This window comes from Campylobacter sp. 2352 PW, assembly GCF_024723575.1.
GTDB lineage: Bacteria > Campylobacterota > Campylobacteria > Campylobacterales > Campylobacteraceae > Campylobacter_D.
On the sequence record NZ_JANQCX010000011.1, the window covers coordinates 1 to 18507 of the forward strand.

Consider the following 18507-nt stretch of genomic DNA (forward strand, 5'->3'; position numbering starts at 1 on the left):
CTAATAACATCGGTTACATCTTTAATATCACTACTTTGCTTAATAACCTCTTCAGTTCTTGCTGCTACTGCATTCATAGAAGCACTCATTTCTTCAACTGCAGCGGCACTTTCTTGTAAAGAATCGGCTTGTTTTTGCGCACCATCATTAAGTTTTAAAACACTCTCTTTTAAAGCATCAGCTTTAGTTTGAAGCATTTCACCTTGACTTAATGAAGCTTGAAGCATTTTTCTAATCTCTGCGCCTACTGCATTAAGTGATTTTTCTATCTCACCTTCTGCATTTTCAAGCTTATCGGAAAAATCAAGATTTTTAAAACTTGCAAAAACTCTTTCTATTTCATTTAAATCCCTACCTATTTTTAATTCCATATCCTCAAGCATTTTGTTTAATACTTCTTTTAATTCTACAAGTTTTGGATTTACAGGATTTGCCTCTATTCTTTGAGTGAAATATCCTTTTTCTATTTCACAAGAAACTTCTAAAATATTTTGCACAGTAATGTCATCTTTTTCCAAGCAAGTTTGAATATACTGAACATTATCATTAATCACACCAGCCATTTTGCCTATTTCATCATTATATCTAGGTTTTAAAACTTCTACTGTTGCAACCTCATGATTTAGGTATCTAAAAAATTTCATTAAATGACTTTGGAGTCTTTGTACTCTAATAGAAACAATTCTTTTTACAGAAATACTGATTGCAATCACGATAAAAATAACCGCTATAACAGAACTTACCAAGATGATATTTCTAAGATCTACGATTGGTGCATACACAGATTCATTAGGCACAACAGCCAACATAGCCCAATGAATTCCAGTATTTGGCCACACTTCAAATACCCTTATAGCTCCATGATATTCACTACCATCATCTGCTATATAATCAATAGCTCCTGCATGGATAGTTTTTTGAGCTTCTATCACATGAGCTGCATTTTTATTAACATCCGTAATTTTCTTCGTAACAAAATCTGCATTTGGATGTGTAGCTATAACACCATTGCTTGCTATTAAAATCCTTCTTGCTCCTTGATAAATTGATCTTGATGGATCATTTAAAAAATCTGCAATAGGTTTAAGATCATAAAGCATACCAACAACACCTATTGCCTTGCCTTCTTTATTTACAATAGGTGCAGCTACATTAAGTCCTAAAAATTTATTACCTTGGATGTTATACCATCTTGGTTCACCAAAATAAAGTTTATCACCACCCATTAAATTTTTAATAGCTTGTGTTGAAGCTATTTCTTCACTTGCTGCTATAGTTTGCATACCGCCAGCATTATTTGCGTCATTATCTTTCATCAAAATCATAAATTCATTATTATTTGTAAAGTATTTTGTATCAACGCCTAAATTTTTATATACAGAACCATCTTGCAAATAATAATAACCATAAGCCACATCACGGTTTGCATCAATAGCCTCCCCTAGAATATTTTCTATCCTTTTTGGGTTTATAGCACCTTCTGAAATAAGATTGTTTAGTGTTCTTTGAGTACCAATAGCGCTTACAAATAAAGACTTGATACTTGCTTCAGCTTGATTTCCATAGCGATGTACAGAAGCTGTAAGTGTATTTTCTATCTGCGTATTTAAAATAGCAGTAGATCTGTTAATAATAAGCAAAGACAAAGCACTCAAAATTAAAATAACAGTAATAATTGCCACGAAGACAATTTTTGCACCAAGACTCCAATTTCGCATTTTCTCTCCTTAGATATTAAGTGGTAAAATATTCTTGTTATTATAAATAATTTTTATTAAAAAAATATAAAAAATTATTTTATTTTTATTTATTTTATAATAATTGTAATCACTTTTATTTTTTAACACCTAAAATACTATAAAATATAGATAATTGTAATTGATTTTTAGTTAGTATTTTTTGCCATTTATATTTAAAATATATTAAAAGTTATAAAATCACTTTGTCCATTTTCGCTAATAATATTAAGAGTATATTTACCTTTTTTTAAATTTAAGGCCAAAGATTCTTCCTTACCTTCGAAAATTAGCTCTTGATTTAAATACCAAAAAAGCTTTTCTTTTCTAGGATTTGTAAGCTTTATTAATAATTTTTGTGAACCTTTTAAATCTTTTGGTAAAATGATATTAAGATTATTTAATGGATAAATAATTTTTAAATTTTGATTATAATTTTGCAAATTTTGCCTTTCTTTTGCAAAAAAAGCTTGTGCATTAGAAGGTAAATTTAATATAATCTTTTTCTTTGCATGGATGAAATTTTCATCTAAAGAATCAACTTCTTTGTTTTTATACATAAAAACTTCTTTTAAAAATGGCGAAGTCCTTAAAACATTTGCACTTTGTGGGTAAAGCACCTCTTTAAAATCAAATTTATAATCATATCTATACCCTGTTTGATTTTCTATCTTTATAGTAACCAAATCACTAGGTTTTTCAAATTCTAAATTAACTCCCTCAAGTAAAGCTAAAAGCTCAAAAAACAATTCTCCTGCTATACTCACACCATATAAATTTGCATTTGCTTCGCCATTAAAATTTCCAACCCATACTCCTAAAGTGTATTTTGGAGAAGTTCCTATAGCCCAGGCATCTTTTCTACCATAACTTGTACCTGTTTTCCAAGAGATGATAGTATTAAAATCATATTGTCTTAAACCTACTCTATCTAAATCCTTTAAGGTTTGTAAGGTTAAAAAGCTTGCTCCATCACTAATAAGTTTTTTATCTTTTTTAACAAATGTATTTTCTTCATACAAAAGCTCTTTAAAATTTCCATAATTTCCAAGTCCCAGATAAATTTTTACCATATCTTCTAAACTAAATTCTTTTGTACCTAAAATCAAAGAAAGTCCGTATTTTTTAAAATTTTCATCTTCAAAACCTAAAATATCTTTGAGTTTATAAAAAAACTTCTCATACCCATATTCTGCAAGCAAGCTTACAAAAGGGATATTAAGTGATTTTTGCAAAGATTCTTTTGCGCTAATAAAACCATGATATTTTTTATTTGCATTTTGCGGAGCAAAATTAGAAAAAAATGTAGGCACATCAAGCATTAAAGATTCAGGCACTATAAACCCCTCATCTATGGCAAAAGCAAAAAGCAAAGGTTTTAAGGTTGAACCCACACTACGCTTTGCCATCACCCCATCAACTTGACCAAAACTTGCAAAATCATAAAAATCATTAGATCCTACATAAGCTAAAACTTTATTTGTTTTGGTATCTGCTAATAATATAGCTAAATTTTTTATACCCTTTTGCTCTAATTTATAAGAATATTCTTTGGCTTTTTCTTCAAATTTGATTTGAATTTTTTTTTCTATACTAGAAATGATTTTTTCTTTATCCGCTAAAAGTCTACGCGCTAAATGCGGAGCTAAGTTTTTTCTTGCTTTAAAACTAGGAAGTTTTTCAGCCTTTGCAAGAGTTAAAATATCTTTAGAAAAATATCCCTTTTCAAAAAGCCTATCAAGCAAATCATTACGTTTTTTTAAAAGTTTATCTTTGTTTTTTTCAAGATTAATCAAACCTGGATTATTAGGAAGCACAGCAAGCAAGGCTGCTTCACTCCAAGTAAGATCTTTTAAATCTTTTTCAAAATAAAACAACCCCGCACTTGCAACACCTACTAAATTTCCTCCATAAGGGGCATTGTTTAAATAAAGCTTTAGAATTTCATCTTTTTCATAAGCACTTTCTAAAGCAACAGCTTTGATGATTTCGTTAAATTTATTAAAATATGTACGTTTATTTTGCTCTAGAAGTTTGATTGTTTGCATAGAAATTGTACTTGCACCACTTCTTTTGCTTGAAAAAAGATTATTTATAAAAGCTCTTATAAGTGCTAAAAAATCTACTCCATAATGAGAATAAAAATTTTTATCTTCATACAAAATAACTGCACTTTTTAATTTTTGTGGTATAAAATCACTCTCTAAGTGCCATTGTTCATTAGCATCTAAAAATACACTAAGAATTTCTTTGTTTTTATCAAGTAAAACCTTGCTATAAGTGCCTTTAAATAAATCCTTGCTATCAAAACTAAAATAAACTAAGCCTATGTAAAAACATAGGCTTAAAAAGCATATTGCAAGGCTTATTTTGATTTTCACTGCACTACTTTGACTCTTTTGCTCTCACTTAAAGCTTTATAAGCATTATCATACATTGCCTCAGCATAAGCTCCGCTCAAAGTATAAACACCTGGAGTAACAGCACTCAATTTCACAAAAAATTCTCTTGATTCATCAGAATATAAAGGAAAGAAATACATGATTTTATCATCTCTTATATCGACAAAATCATAATAAGAATTTTTCACAAAATCAGGAGTTTCATCATCTAAAAGATCATGCACTATCTCCCATCCACTTGGTAAAATTTGAGTTAAAGCTATATTAGAAGCGCCTGGATAATTTTTATTTGATATTTTTAATTTCATATAAAAAATTTGAGAACTTTTTATAGCACTTTCATCTATTTCATTTCCATTTTCATCATAAAAACTTCTTTCTATATACATACGCTGCGCAAAAGGCTCGGCAATACCTTTTTTAATACCCTCTACTCCAAAATGTACATAAGTATCTTCTTTAGCTTCTATCAAAGCGCTGCCTTGATTAAACTCAAATTTAGAAAAACTCGTATTGAGCTTTTTATCCTCACCATTAATTTTTACTCTTGCATTGATAGTTTTAGAGTTTTCATCACTAAAACTATTTGCCAAAGCATATAAAGCATAACCTGTGCTTTGAGTACTAAGCCAAGCTTGGCTTTCTAAAGTTTTTTTAATATCATCTAATAATTCATCATTATCTTTACCATAGATTATTTTATACGCATTTGCAATAATAGCTTCATCTCTTAGAAAAGATCCATAGGTGTGAGTATAATTAGCTTTTTCATCAGGCTTTGTGCTTAAATTTTTAGCTATATTTAAAGCTACCTCATCAAAACCTGCTAATTTATAAGCTGCACTAAGTTGCCAAAGACTTACATTATTTAGGCTTTGCAAATAAGTACTATCTTCATAAATGGCATTCATTATGCTTAAATTTGACTCTTTAGCTAAAGCTAAAAGATATAAAGAATTTATTCTAATTTCTTTATTTATTTGAGTTTTTAAAACATAACGTTTTTGATAATCAAGCCATGCTTTAAACATTCCCTCACTCACATAATAACCTCTTTCTTTAGCTAAAATCATAAACATACCCGCGTAATTACTTCCCCAAGCATCAGAATCTTTAAGTCCTTGCCAATAAGCAAAGCCGCCATTAGCAGTTTGAAAATTTGCGTATTTACTTAACAATGCATTGATATTGTTAATATTTTTTTGCTCATTTGTCCCTTGATCAAGTTTTTGTAAAAAAAGTTGTGGTAAAACTGCTGAAGTGCTTTGCTCTATACATCCATAAGGATAATTTTGCAAGTATTTTAATCTATGATTTATATTTAAAATAGGCTTAGAACTCACACTTAAAAACGCCACTGGATTAATATAATCTTGTGTGATTTTAAACTCCATAGAAGTATTTGCAGGAATTTTAAAAGATTTACCCTCATAAGTAATGGTATTTAGCGCTTTTATGTCAATTTGCGTATTTTGAGTATAGGTGTAATCTTTTGCATTTAAACTTAACTCTATTTCTTCTACTCCAAGCTTGTTTGAATTTACTTTTGCATTAACATAAATATCTTTGCTTTTTTCATTACCAAAGTCAATTAAAATTTCATCGTTTTCAAAATTTATGAGTGAATTTTTTGTTTTTAATTTAAGTTTTGCATTTTTTACATCATCATCTACTTTAAATACTTGTACCAAAAGCTTAAACTCATCATCAGGCCTTAAAACCCTTGGCAAAGTTTCAAGCATTACAGCAGGTGCGCTAACTTGGATATCTTTAGAAGCGCTACCAAAACCTGCTAAGTTGCTTGCCACTACCATAACTCTAACCGAACCTAAGTATGATGGCATATTAAATTTTAATTTTGCATAACCATTTTCATCACTTTGTACTGGCTCTTGAAACAATACAACAGGTTTAAAGCGTCTTGCTTTTTCATCATTTTTGCTTTTATTTGCTCTACTTTCTAAGAAAACATCACCACCCGTAGTTAATACCTTAGAAGCATTAGAAATATTTTTAGCAATGATTTTATCATAGGTATCATATATGCTCATGTTAAAGCGTGTTTTTTGATAAAAATACCCCCAAATATCTGGGGTTTTAAAAGCATTCACATCAAGCAAGCCCTCATCTACAATAGCTACAGTATAAGTATAACTTTGCTTGTTTTTACTTTGAATTTCTACTTCAAAATCTTGTTTTGGCATGATTTTATCCGGTACTTTTAAATCAAGCTCGATTTTACTTTGCTCATCTACTACATTTAAAGGCACCACGCCAAAAAGTCTTAAGGCTCTATCGTTGGTATATTGATCATAATCTTGAAGTAAAATCACGCTCACATAAACATTTGGCATATATTCTTTAAGAATAGGAATTTCAACCTTTGTAATATCTTCATGCGTATCTATCACAAAGCGTTTTAAAACCTTTGCATTATCATTTAAAGTAACAATAGCTTTTGCACCCTTAACACTTTCAAATTCTATAAAAGCTGTTTCATTTGGCTTGTATTCTTTTTTATCACTTTTTATTTTTAAAGAACTCACTATATCAGCATTACTTGGCGCACCAAAACTACTAATATAAAAAAACTCTCCTGTGCTTGTTTTACTTTGTACATCTTCAAGTTCTATGAACATTTCACCATGATATTCTTTGGGATCAAATTCTATTTTAACCGGTTTATCCTTACTTAAAATACTTCCTTGGGTAATGATTTGTGTGTTTTTATCTTTTTTGAGTGATTTTAAAAAATCATCATAATTATCATAATCCCACCACCAAGAATAATCATTTGCATAAATAGTATATTTAATCTCCCTATTTGCTATCAAATTCTCATCTAAATCACTCACAATAGCTTCAAAATTAATTGTAGAACCCGAGCTTAAATAGTGATTTTTTAAACGCTTAATACCCACAAAATACTCATGCAATATCACTTGTGAATTCACAAGCGCTTCAACCGATCTTGAACCTTTTTCAAAAACCCTAGCCCTTATGTTAGCTTCAAGATTATATGGAGTATTTTTAAAAAAATCTTTTAAAGCAAACTCTTGCTTTACAAAGCCACTTTCATCTAAAATGCCTTTTAAATTATCTTGATATTTTTGCACTAAAACACTAGGATTTGAAAAAATATATTCTGGATATTTTGAATTTTTATAATCTTTTTTACTTACAAATAAATCAGCTTGATATTGTAAATTACTTGCTGGTGTTCCAAAAAGATATTTTGAGCTAATATTAAAATCTAATTTTTCATTTTCTTTTATACTTTTTGGAGCTTGCATGGATACTTTTATACGATTTGGCACTATATTTTGTACTAAAATTTCTTTATCAAAAATCGTATTTGCAAATTCAACCCTAGCTAAATACACTCCACTTAAAGCTTGTTGATCAAGTGAAATCTTTTTATAAAAAGCTCCATTACTCAAAGGTTCAAGCTTGATTTTATCTAAAAGCTTTTTATTACGTGGATCAAAAAAACTTAAAAATATAGGATGATTAACAACTCCTTTATCATTTCTTGCAACCATAGTTAAATGGATATCATCACCTGATCTATAAACCCCTCTTTCTGTGTAAATAAATACTTTATTTTGAGAAGTTAAATCAAAACCATCTACATCAAAACCATCATATAATAAAGGTAAACTTAAGCGCAAAATAGAAGCTTGTTTATCTTTTGAAGCAATGATAAATAAAGCTTTTGATTCATCAATACCATCAAAAACAGCCAAACCATTATCATCACTCATTTTAGAAGCTAAAACTTGGTTGCTTTTGCTAATAACATCAACCCTAACCCCACCTAAAGCCTTTTGCGTGGTAAAATCTCTCACATCTACAAAAAGCTTTTTATTTAAATTTTGAGCAATCAAAGCTATATCTGAAAAAATTAAGTTCTTACTTACTTTTGCTTTTTGATTAAAAAATCTATATTTTTTCCAACTCTCCATTCCCTCATCAAAAACATAATCAACATCTTCTTCTTTAAAATAAAGCTTGACTATAAACACACCGCTTAAATCTTTTAAACCATCTAACACTATCTCATTTTCTTGCCACTGATTTTTGGTATTTTTTATATCAAAATCTTTTTTTAACACTATTTCACTAGTATAATCACTCTCTGAAAAAATATCACTATCATAATCGCTTAAATTTTTAGCACCTTGAAGATTTTTATATCTTAAATATTCACTTAAGTTATTTGAAAATACTTGATGAACTTCCAAACGAACTTTTTTAACATTCATACTCTTAAAAGCTATTTTTTTACTCGCTTTGCTAGATAAAAATACCCCTTGATTTGTAAAACTTATAGCAGGCTCATAGTCTTTTAAACTTACTTGAGTTTTATAATTTTCTTTTGTACTAATTCCATCAGCACTTTTAATCCCTTGAGCAAGTTGAATTTCATAAGTTTTATTTGGGGAAAAATTACCTGTAAGCTTGATTTTATTTCCAAAAGCTAATGCCTTAAAATCTACTTCTGGGGTAATAAAAATCAATTCTTTTAAATTCTGATCTTGTGAAATATTTTGAGAAAAAAGCAATTCTATGTTTTTATTAACTATATTTGCATTTTGAAAAACAAATTCGCTCTTTGCAAGCAAAATATACTCTAAATCTATATTTTTCTCTAAACCTAAAATTTCTTTATCAAAAACTACTTTTACATTAGTATTAGTATTTTTGATACTTAGTGCTTTAGAATATATACTTGCTATATCACCTTGGATGATGATTTTATCTATTTGAATTTTTTTTTCTTGTGCAGTAATTTTAATAGCTTTTAACAATTCATCTTTATTAAGAGTATAAAAACTTTGAATATTTAAAAGCAATACACTCTCATCATTTGAAATATTTTGAAAATATCCTTTAATATCTAGTTTTTCAAAAGGAGTTTGGACTTTTAATTGCACTTTTTCATTTGCTAAAATATCATTTAAATCCATAAAAATATCATATGCTTGATTTGCTTTTAAAGCTGTAAAAATATTCAATCTTGTAGGCGTTTCAAGCTCATATTTTACTTTTGTCTTTTGATTATTAACAATAATTTCTCTTTCTTTTATAACGCCTATTTCTTGATTAATAATATTAGTATTAAACTCTATAAAAATACTTTGCGTGTTTTCATTAAAACCATAAGCTCTTATAGCAGAGCTTTTAACTTCATTTTTAGAACAAGCAAACAATAAACTTGCAAGCAAAAATGCAAAAAAACAATGTAAAAACCCTCTCATAAATACCTCATTTTAGTAAATTTTTTAAATTATATCTAAATTCACTCTTGCTTCACTCAAAAAATTATATAATTCTTGCATAAAAAATAAAGGAGAAAAAATGAAAAAGAAAATCGCTACATTATTAACAGTTTTAGGTCTTTCAAGTCTTGCTTATGCAGATGGAATTTATGGAGTGATAGTAGATGTAAATGATGGTGCAAAAACCATTTTAATTGACACCACTTACGGTCAAAAAATGAATGTAAAAATTCTACCAAATACTGAAATTGATATGGATGATTGTGGTATTTTTGGTATGGATAAATACGGCACTTTTAGAGATTTAAAAGTAGGAACTTTTATAGAAGCTGAAGTTTTCCATGGCTATGCTCAAACAACACCAAATCCACAAACACCAAATCAAGTTCAAAATATAACTGCTAAAGAAATCAAAATCGAATGCAAAAAAAGAGCTTATTAAGTAAAATAACTCCTAAAAAGGAGTTATTTTAATGCGTTTTTTTCTTATACTAGTTTGCATTAGCACTTTTGCATTTGCTTATAAAGTTCAAGGCATCTTAAAAAATACCACAGCTCACACAATAAGCATTCAAACAAGTTTTGACAATAATTTAATCATCACAATTTTACCCCAAACACGTATTGATGTTTATGGTTGTGGAATTTTTGGAAGCAATAAAAAACAAGCTAATGTACAAGATTTAAAAAAAGGAAGCCTTGTTAAAATTAAAGGCAGTAAAAATGGAAGTATTATCATCGCTGAAAAAATTATAGTTGAATGCGATGATCAAAGACGAGCTTATTAAGATAATAGCTCTTCTTTGTCTTCTTTATTGATTTTTTCTATATAAAGACTTTGCGAAGGAAAAGCAAAGCTGAGTTTATTTCTTTCAACAATTTTCATTAACTCAAGCAAAATACTTTGTCTTGCCTCTCTAAAACCACCTGCATCTACTGCTTTGGTATAAAAATATACTTCTATATCAATAGAACTTGCACCAAAACCACTCACAGCCACATAAGTGTTATTTTTATACCCTTCTAAGTCATTTACTGAAACTAAATTTTGTCTGTATCTAGCACGCGTTCCACCATGATTTAACGCGCTATCATCAACTTGGGCTATCAAAGGACTAGTTGCTAATAAATATCTTATATCTTCTACACATTGTTCAAGTTGCTCAGGTCTTGCATCATAAGTGACACCGATAAATAATTTTACATGGCGTCCTATTTTTCTTTTGCTCCAATTTTTTATATTTGTTCCCATGATGGTTGAGTTTGGTAAAAATACTAAAGAATTATCAAAAGTTCTAATGGTGGTTTTTCTAAGTCCAATTTCTACTATGGTTCCTTCTATACCTGAAATTTCCACCCAATCGCCTTGATTAAAACTATTATCAAAAAGTAAAAGCACAGAAGCAAAGAAATTTGCGATAATATCCTTAGCTGCTAATGCCACCGCCAAACCACCAATACCTAAAGACGCAATTAATGCTGAAATATTAAATCCTAAGTGCGCTAAAACAAATAAAACAGCTATTACTATAATGATAAAATATAAAATTTTAATGATTAAATTAACCACTTCACGCTTACCACTTTTTTCAGCAAGCTTTGCAACAATCACCATGCCATAACTATCAAAGATATTTATCACAAGCCAAGCAGTTAAAATAACATAAGCAATAGATAAAATATTGCTAATTCTTATATCAACAGGCGCAGGATAGTAAAAAATAGTAAAACAAATTCCTATAGCATAAGCAAATAAAAACCAACCTACCGGCCCTTGAAGTTTTTCTAGAAAATGAGTTTTTATCTCCATATTAGCTGAATTTTTTCCAAATAAGCGTATAAGCATAAAATATAAAATCTTTGCTAGATAAAATTTCAAAGAATAAAAAAAGACAATTACAGCGATAGAAATGACTATTTTTCCAAGATTTACGCTACTAATAGAAGTTTGTTCATTAATATAATTAATCGCATTTTGCAAACCCAAACCTGTAAATAAAAAGTTAGTTTCAAGCAAGCTTGCATTGTTTCTTAGATAAACTAAAATTTCATTATAAGATTTAATAGCATTTCTTAAATTATTTTCATTGATTTCTAAGGTTCTAAGCTGAGTAATATCATTAATTTTTTCTTTATCTAAGGTAAAATTAAAAACCATATCTTCTTTGAGCGAATCAATACTTTTATCAATAATGCTTCTTATAGTCTGACTTTGTGCTCCTTCGATAAAAACTTTTTCTAATTCAAAGATACATAGGTAAAAATGTTCTGCAGAGGTTAAATTTAAAAGTTTAATTTTATTATCCACGTAATCATAATATCTTTTCTTAGCTTGAGCATTTTCAACACTTTTTTGCAAAGCATTTTTAGTTTGCAAAAAGTCTTTCGCCTCTTTATCATCAATTTTTTGAGATACCATTTTTAAAGGTAAAGTAGTTAAAATTGCAGCTTTTTGTTTTTCTATTTCTTTAATATTATCTTGAAATTCACTGCTATTTGTATCGCTATTTTTAAAGCTTTCTAAAAGTAAATTTAGCTCTATGTAATTTTGTACTAGGGCAAAAATACTATTTTTATCCTCTAAAGCGTTTTTTTCTTGTGCATATAAAGCATTAACAAATAAAAAAAACAAAATAATACTAAAAATCTTTTTCATGGTTTTCTCGCTCTCTCTTGAATTAAAACAAAATTTTCAAAATTAAAATCATACTCATAAATTTCACCCGTTTCTATGATGTAATACCAAGCATGGAGTTCAATTTCTTTTTTATTTAAAGCTTCTTCAACGCCTGGATAAGTTAATAAATTTTGCAAAGAATTTACCAAATTCATTTTTTCAGTCATCCAAGAACGCATAGCTAAATCACTACCTGCAATCTTTAAAACATTATTTTTTATAGGCTCAAGCAAAGTAAGCCATTTTTTGACATTAGGCATATTTTTTAAATCATTTTCGTTTGCATATAAAGCCGCGCAGCCTCCGCAATTACTATGACCGCAAACTATAATATTTTTTATATGTAAAGAATTAAAAGCATATTCAATAGCTGAAGTAGTTGCTAAAAAATCATCCCCGACTCTATAAGGTGGAACGATATTGCCTATATTTCTTACAACAAAAAGCTCGCCTGGACCTGTATTAGTGATTAAGTTTGGTATCACTCTTGAATCAGCACAACCTATAAAAAGCGTATGAGGATTTTGCTTGTTTTTTAAACTTTCAAAAAGCTCTGCATGCTCTTTAAAATCTTCTTGCATAAATTTTAAAGCACCATCGATCAAGTCTTTCAAAAATAGTCCTTTTTTGTATTTTAACAAGACATTATACTAAAATTATTTTTACTTAAACCAAATCAATAAATTTATTTTTTGTTATATTTTTATGTAGTTTTAATCTTTCATTTATCTTTTTTTTGTAAATTTTGGTTTTAAAAATTATTGGAGGATTTTAATGAGTCTTTATGATAGAGATTATTCTAACTCTAAAACTCAAGAATTTGAAGGTTATGCTAGAAGTGATTTAAGCATTTTTATAAAACAAACTTATCAGCTTTTTGCTGCTTCATTATTAGCTGCAACAGTGGGCGCTTACATAGGAATTTTTGCCCTAGCGCATTTATTTGCACAATCTCAAGCAACTTTTTGGATTTTATTTATTGTTGAAATTGGTTTATTGTTTGCATTACAATGGAAAAAAAGAGAAGCTCCGCTTAATTTAATTTTACTTTTTGCCTTTACTTTTGTTTCAGGGCTTACTTTAACACCACTTTTATATTCAGTTTTAGCACTTCCTGCAGGGGCTAGCATCATCGCTCAAGCTTTTGCTTTAACAACAGTAGCTTTTGGTGCTTTAAGTGTATTTGCTATGAATACAAAAAGAGATTTCACTATGATGGGAAAAATGCTTTTTATAGCTTTAATCGTTATCGTAGTAGCTTCTTTAATTAATCTATTTTTCCAAAGCTCACTTGTGAGTTTAGCTATTTCTGGTATTGGTGCAATTTTATTTTCTTTTTACATTCTTTATGATACTCAAAACATCATTAGAGGAAACTATGAAACACCAATCGAAGGCGCAGTTGCACTTTATCTTGATTTTATCAACCTTTTCATCTCTCTTCTTAATATTTTAAGAAGCTTTAATAGCAGATAAAAATTTGCGAGATTTTTTCTCGCAAATTTTATTTACCTCTTTCAAGTTTTTATCAAACTTTTTAAGTTACAATACTCATTTTATTTTCAATAAGGAAAATTCATGACTACTCTTTTAATTATTTTGCAATTTGCAATTGTTGTGATTATTTGTATTGCGGTTTTATTACAAAAAAGCTCAAGTATAGGACTTGGAGCATATAGCGGAAGCAATGAAAGTTTATTTGGAGCAAAGGGTCCTGCGGGGTTTTTAGCTAAATTTACTTTTGTAATGGGTGTTTTACTTATTGCTAATACAATTGCCCTTAGCTATATGTATAATAATGCTAACTCTAACTCACTTGCTGAAAAAGCAGAACAAATTTTACCAAAAGCACCTGAAACAAATACAACTAGCATTCCAGTTGCACCAAGTGCCCCAATTAGCGAAAGTAACACTAGCAAATAAAAAGGATAAACCATGCTAAATGAAATTTATACCAAGCAAAAACAACAATCAGATAAAAGTTTAGAGGCCTTAAAAAAAGATTTTACCACTATAAGAACCGGTAAAGTAAATATCAACATACTTGATCATATTCATGTAGATTATTATGGTAGTGCAACCCCACTTAATCAAGTAGCAACAGTTTTAGCAACTGATGCTTCAACCATAAGCATTACTCCTTGGGAAAAATCAATGCTAAAAGCTATAGAAAGTGCCATAGCTGCAGCAAATATAGGAGTAAATCCAAACAATGATGGCGAAAGTGTGAAATTATTCTTTCCACCTATGACAAGAGAACAAAGAGAAGAAAATGCTAAAAATGCCAAAGCTATGGGAGAAAAGGCTAAAGTAGCCATTAGAAACATTAGAAAAGACGCAAATGATGCGGTTAAAAAACTAGAAAAAGATAAAGCAATTTCAGAAGATGAAGCCAAAAAAGCTTATGATGAGGTTCAAAAACAAACTGATAATTACACAGCAAAAGTAGATGAATTAGTTAAAAATAAAGAAGCAGAACTTTTAAAGGTTTGATAATGAACTTAGAACAAATTTATAAAGATTGTGGGGCATACCTACAAGGGCATTTCTTGCTTAGCTCAGGGAAACACTCTGAGTTTTACCTTCAAAGTGCTAAAGTTTTAGAAAATCCAAAACTAGCAGGTGAGCTTTGTGAGAAGCTTGCAAAAGTTATTGCTAGCTTTAACATTGAATTTGATAGCATTTGTTCTCCTGCCTTGGGTGGAATTTTAGCAGGTTATGAGCTTGCTAGAGCTTGCAATAAACGCTTTATTTTCACTGAGCGCGTAGAAGGAGTGATGAGTCTTAGACGTGGTTTTGAAGTAAAAAAAGGCGAAAAATTTATCGTTTGTGAAGATATTATTACAACAGGTGGTTCTGCACTTGAGAGTGCAAAAATCATCGAAAGCTTAGGTGGGGAAGTAGTAGGTTTTGCAGCTTTAGCAAATCGTGGTTTTTGCGCGGTAAAAAATTTAAACAACCCTAGAAAAGAAAATGCAAAACTACCTGCAAATTTACCACTTTTTGCACTAGGAAATTTCGAATTTGATATTTATGAAGCAAATGCTTGTCCACTTTGTGAAAAAGGCACCAAAGCTATCAAACCTGGTAGTCGTGGAAACTAATGAAAACTAAAGCAAAAATAGCTACTCGCTTTTTAAGATTTAAAGCTTTTTTGATTGATCTATTTTTGCTTTATGTGCCTGTTTTATATTTATTTTATTTTACACTTGGCTCTAAAGAAGCTTTTTTAAACAATCAACTTATAATTTTTTTATGTTCTTTGCTTTTTGGGCTTATACAGGCCTTATTTTTAGCAAAAAAAGCTCAAAGTCCTGGACTTAAAGCTTATGATTTATATTTAATTGATCTTAAAAATGGCCAAAAACTTAATTTTTTTAGAATACTCTTACGCTATATAATTTTTATCGTAAGTTTTGGTTTATTGATTGGGTTTTTGGTAAGTTTTTTAAGAAAAGATACTTTGGCTTTGCATGATATTTTAAGCCAAAGTGTTATTGTCACAAAGGTAGAAAAATGAATAGAAAAAGAATTTATAATCCAAAATCAAATGAAACTTTAAATGATAGAAAAGTATTTAATGGTAATCCTCATGGGATTTTAAATTTTACTAAAGCAAAATACACTTGGGCTTTAAAGCTTTGGGATTTAATGGAGGCAAATACTTGGTTTCCAAAAGAAGTAGATACAACCAAAGATGCACTTGATTATCGCTGTAATCTAACCGTAGCAGAAAAAAGAATGTATGATTTAGTTTGGTCTCAACTTATCTCAATGGATAGTTTTCAAACAAACAACCTTGCTGATAATATTAATCCTTACATCACAGCACCTGAAATCAATGCAGTTTTAGCAAGACAAGCTTATGAAGAAGCAAATCACTCAAAATCTTATGCAGTAATGGTTGAAGCAATCTGTGAAAATACAGACTTAATTTATGAAATGGAAAAACATGATGAAACTTTAAGAGAAAAAAATGATTTCATTTCAAGCATTTATGAAGAATTAGCTGGCGAAGTAGATGATAACAAACTCTTACTTGCAATGGTAGCAAATCAAATCTTAGAAGGAGTGTATTTTTATAGTGGTTTTACTGCTATTTATGCTTTAGCGCGCGCAGGGAAAATGCTAGGATCAGCACAAATGATACGCTTTATACAAAGAGATGAGATTACACATTTGCTATTATTTCAAAATATGATTAATTCTGTGCGCAAAGAAAGACCTGATTTGTTTAATGATACCAATGTAAATAAAATCTATGATATGTTTAAAAAAGCAGGTGAACTTGAAATTAAATGGGGTAAATACATCACTCAAAATCAAATCATGGGCTTTACAGATGATATTATAGAAGAATATATTCATTATCTTGTTGATCAAAGACTAATTGCAATTAATCTTGATAAAATCTATAATGCAAAACATCCTATTAAATGGGTAGATGATTTTTCTAAATTTAATGATCAAAAGAGTAATTTCTTTGAAAGCAAGGTTACAAATTACTCCAAAGGAAGCTTAAGTTTTGATGACTTCTAAGTCTCAAAACTACTCATTTTTTTATACTTTTTAAATCAAATCTCTTTTTCAGTTTAATATTTTATTTTTATTTATTCTAATATAGTAAAATCGGCGGTTTTTATTTTATTTCAAAGGGGAAATGATGGTTTTTAGAACTTTTGTTAATCTTTATCGCCATAGTCCTCATGATAGTTAAACCAGAAAAAGAAAAATTAGCTTTTTCTATACTTGTAATTTCATGGGCTATTATGGTATTTGACTATTTAGGTCGTAAATCAGGCGCAATCTTAGGCCTAATGAATCTATAAGGTGGCAAATATGTGTGATATTAACAAAACTAAATTCTTTTATTTTTTAATGTGCTTAGCAGGCTTTTTGGTTATTTTATTGCCTGTTGGAATTGCAAATTTAATCTTTGGCTATATGCTAGGTGATAGCCCTTGTACTTCTTGCTGGGGTCAAAGAGAATCAATGATTTTCATCGGCGTAGCGGCTTTATTTGTTGTACGTTATGGTATGAAAGGTAAATTTTTAGCTTTCCTTTTAATCGCAACAGCTTTTGGTTTATGGCAATCATTTAATCATATAAGCGGCCATGCACACCGTGATCTTGATCAAGGTTTTGGTTTACCTATTTTTGGTTTACATACTTATTTTTGGGCTGAAGTGGTATTTTGGGCTGTAGTTTTACTACTTGGTGTTATTTTTGCCTTTGCTCCAAAATTTGGTTCTTTTGAAAAAGAAATGGAAGGATCTAGCTTTAGAAAATTAACTAAATTTAATCTAGCTGCTATGGTTATTGTTGCTTTTATTGTAGCTTCAAATGTATTCCAAGCTTTTGTAAGCACTGGTCCTGTTCCATATAGCGGACAAGGCGATCCGGTTCGTTTTAGTTTAAATCCAAAATATATCATTTGGGATGATTCAGGTTGGAGCAAAAGCTGGAAAAGCATTTCTTTCTTAGGAAAACGCGACGTTAAAGAACCTGACTTTGCTTTTGCGCCTGCTAGTGAAAAACTAGGTATTCAATTTGATAATAATATTAGCAATGCTCCATTTGCAAGTATTGATGAAAATCTAAAAATAACAAATGAAACAAAAATTGATTTTCCTAAAGCTATCAATACACTTGATTATATCAATGGAGAATATGTTGCAAGTTCAAAATGGGAAGTATTTTTCCTAGATAATAATTTTAGCACTAAAGTTGATTTTGTTTTAGATCCATATTTTTCAGCTACAATCAACCCTATCATAGGAATTATCCCTTATCTAGACAATAAATACATCTTAATGGGTTCTAATAAAACTTTCTTAAGATTTGCTCAAAATCCTAATGCAAATGAGGCTTTACAATATGCTGATTTTATGAAAGGGGCAAATAATTTCGAAGGTCAAGGCAAAGATCTTGGTCGTGGTAGAATTGATACAGTTAGAGCTAAATTCCATCACATCTTAAGCACAACTACCGATGGAAAATATATGTATACAGCAACTGTTCCAAACAATAAAGACGCTAAAACTTTTGTAATTTCTAAAATTTCTTTAGCAGATAGAGTTCTTTCAGCTGAATTTACTCCTAAAGCTGATTTAAAGGAAGGGAAAACACTAGGTGATCTTTATGTAACTTCAATGGCATTTAAAGACGGTAAAATTTATGCATTAAGTAAAAAGCATAATGTTATTGCTGTAATTGATCTAGACAAAGAAGAAGTTGTAAAAACCATTTCTTATCCAGAAAATATAACTAATGCAAGAAGTTTATTCTTTAAAGATGGCAAAATGCACATCTTATCTTATCAAGATGGATCAAATATCCTTTATATACTTGATTAATCTTAAGGCGTTTTTACGCCTTAAGGATTTTAAAGCTAGATAAATAAAATTTA

The 18507-nt window shown here is 29.5% G+C and carries 15 protein-coding genes; 10 read left to right on the forward strand and 5 right to left on the reverse strand.

Annotated elements, in window-relative coordinates; genetic code table 11:
- The 3 genes from CAMP5121_RS06405 to CAMP5121_RS06415 all read right to left on the reverse strand — a co-directional run.
- Nucleotides 1-1718, reverse strand: a 1718-nt coding sequence (locus CAMP5121_RS06405) for a PDC sensor domain-containing protein (protein WP_337215126.1), incomplete at its 3' end; no start/stop codon positions are given.
- Between the two features lie 194 nt (nt 1719-1912).
- The gene (pbpC, locus tag CAMP5121_RS06410; protein ID WP_337215127.1) at nt 1913-4117 is read right to left on the reverse strand and encodes a penicillin-binding protein 1C; all 2205 of its coding nucleotides are present in this window, start codon (nt 4115-4117) and stop codon (nt 1913-1915) included.
- Nucleotides 4114-9399: an MG2 domain-containing protein gene (locus tag CAMP5121_RS06415; protein WP_337215128.1), complete on the reverse strand. Its 5286-nt coding sequence runs from the start codon at nt 9397-9399 to the stop codon at nt 4114-4116. The genes pbpC and CAMP5121_RS06415 overlap by 4 nt, the downstream gene beginning before the upstream one ends.
- 100 nt (nt 9400-9499) lie before the next feature.
- Here CAMP5121_RS06415 and CAMP5121_RS06420 point away from each other — a divergent pair, with 100 nt between their 5' ends.
- Together CAMP5121_RS06420 and CAMP5121_RS06425 are read left to right on the forward strand one after the other, a co-directional pair.
- Entirely contained in the window at nt 9500-9862 is a 363-nt protein-coding gene (locus CAMP5121_RS06420; RefSeq protein WP_263664050.1) for a hypothetical protein, read from the forward strand.
- 31 nt (nt 9863-9893) lie between these two features.
- Nucleotides 9894-10208, forward strand: coding sequence for a hypothetical protein (locus CAMP5121_RS06425; protein ID WP_263664049.1), 315 nt, complete (start codon nt 9894-9896; stop codon nt 10206-10208).
- Here the strand turns inward: CAMP5121_RS06425 and CAMP5121_RS06430 are convergent.
- Both CAMP5121_RS06430 and CAMP5121_RS06435 read right to left on the reverse strand, forming a co-directional pair.
- Nucleotides 10205-12076 (reverse strand): mechanosensitive ion channel family protein, encoded by a 1872-nt coding sequence (locus tag CAMP5121_RS06430; protein ID WP_337215129.1) that lies wholly within the window; start codon nt 12074-12076, stop codon nt 10205-10207. The genes CAMP5121_RS06425 and CAMP5121_RS06430 overlap by 4 nt on opposite strands.
- Nucleotides 12073-12711: a carbonic anhydrase gene (locus tag CAMP5121_RS06435; RefSeq protein WP_337215130.1), complete on the reverse strand. Its 639-nt coding sequence runs from the start codon at nt 12709-12711 to the stop codon at nt 12073-12075. The genes CAMP5121_RS06430 and CAMP5121_RS06435 overlap by 4 nt, the downstream gene beginning before the upstream one ends.
- A 160-nt stretch (nt 12712-12871) precedes the next feature.
- Here CAMP5121_RS06435 and CAMP5121_RS06440 point away from each other — a divergent pair, with 160 nt between their 5' ends.
- From CAMP5121_RS06440 to dsbI, 8 genes are all read left to right on the forward strand, one after another.
- A complete protein-coding gene (locus tag CAMP5121_RS06440) occupies nt 12872-13573 on the forward strand; it encodes a Bax inhibitor-1/YccA family protein (protein ID WP_337215131.1) in 702 nt (233 codons plus the stop codon).
- 102 nt (nt 13574-13675) lie between these two features.
- On the forward strand, nt 13676-14020 hold the full coding sequence (secG, locus tag CAMP5121_RS06445) for a preprotein translocase subunit SecG (RefSeq protein ID WP_133319019.1): 345 nt from the start codon (nt 13676-13678) through the stop codon (nt 14018-14020).
- Nucleotides 14021-14032: 12 nt separating this feature from the next.
- A complete protein-coding gene (frr, locus tag CAMP5121_RS06450; RefSeq protein WP_039668941.1) occupies nt 14033-14590 on the forward strand; it encodes a ribosome recycling factor in 558 nt (185 codons plus the stop codon).
- A 2-nt stretch (nt 14591-14592) separates the two neighbouring features.
- Nucleotides 14593-15201: an orotate phosphoribosyltransferase gene (pyrE, locus tag CAMP5121_RS06455; protein WP_337215132.1), complete on the forward strand. Its 609-nt coding sequence runs from the start codon at nt 14593-14595 to the stop codon at nt 15199-15201.
- Nucleotides 15201-15617, forward strand: a complete 417-nt coding sequence (locus tag CAMP5121_RS06460; RefSeq protein WP_263664044.1) for an RDD family protein — start codon at nt 15201-15203, stop codon at nt 15615-15617. The genes pyrE and CAMP5121_RS06460 overlap by 1 nt, the downstream gene beginning before the upstream one ends.
- Nucleotides 15614-16636, forward strand: a complete 1023-nt coding sequence (locus tag CAMP5121_RS06465) for a ribonucleotide-diphosphate reductase subunit beta (protein WP_263664043.1) — start codon at nt 15614-15616, stop codon at nt 16634-16636. Before CAMP5121_RS06460 ends, CAMP5121_RS06465 begins: the two co-directional genes overlap by 4 nt.
- 140 nt (nt 16637-16776) lie before the next feature.
- Nucleotides 16777-16926 (forward strand): dihydroneopterin aldolase, encoded by a 150-nt coding sequence (locus tag CAMP5121_RS08140; protein WP_393926848.1) that lies wholly within the window; start codon nt 16777-16779, stop codon nt 16924-16926.
- Between the two features lie 10 nt (nt 16927-16936).
- Nucleotides 16937-18454, forward strand: coding sequence for a disulfide bond formation protein DsbI (gene dsbI, locus CAMP5121_RS06470; RefSeq protein WP_337215133.1), 1518 nt, complete (start codon nt 16937-16939; stop codon nt 18452-18454).
- The last annotated feature ends 53 nt before the right edge of the window (nt 18455-18507 follow it).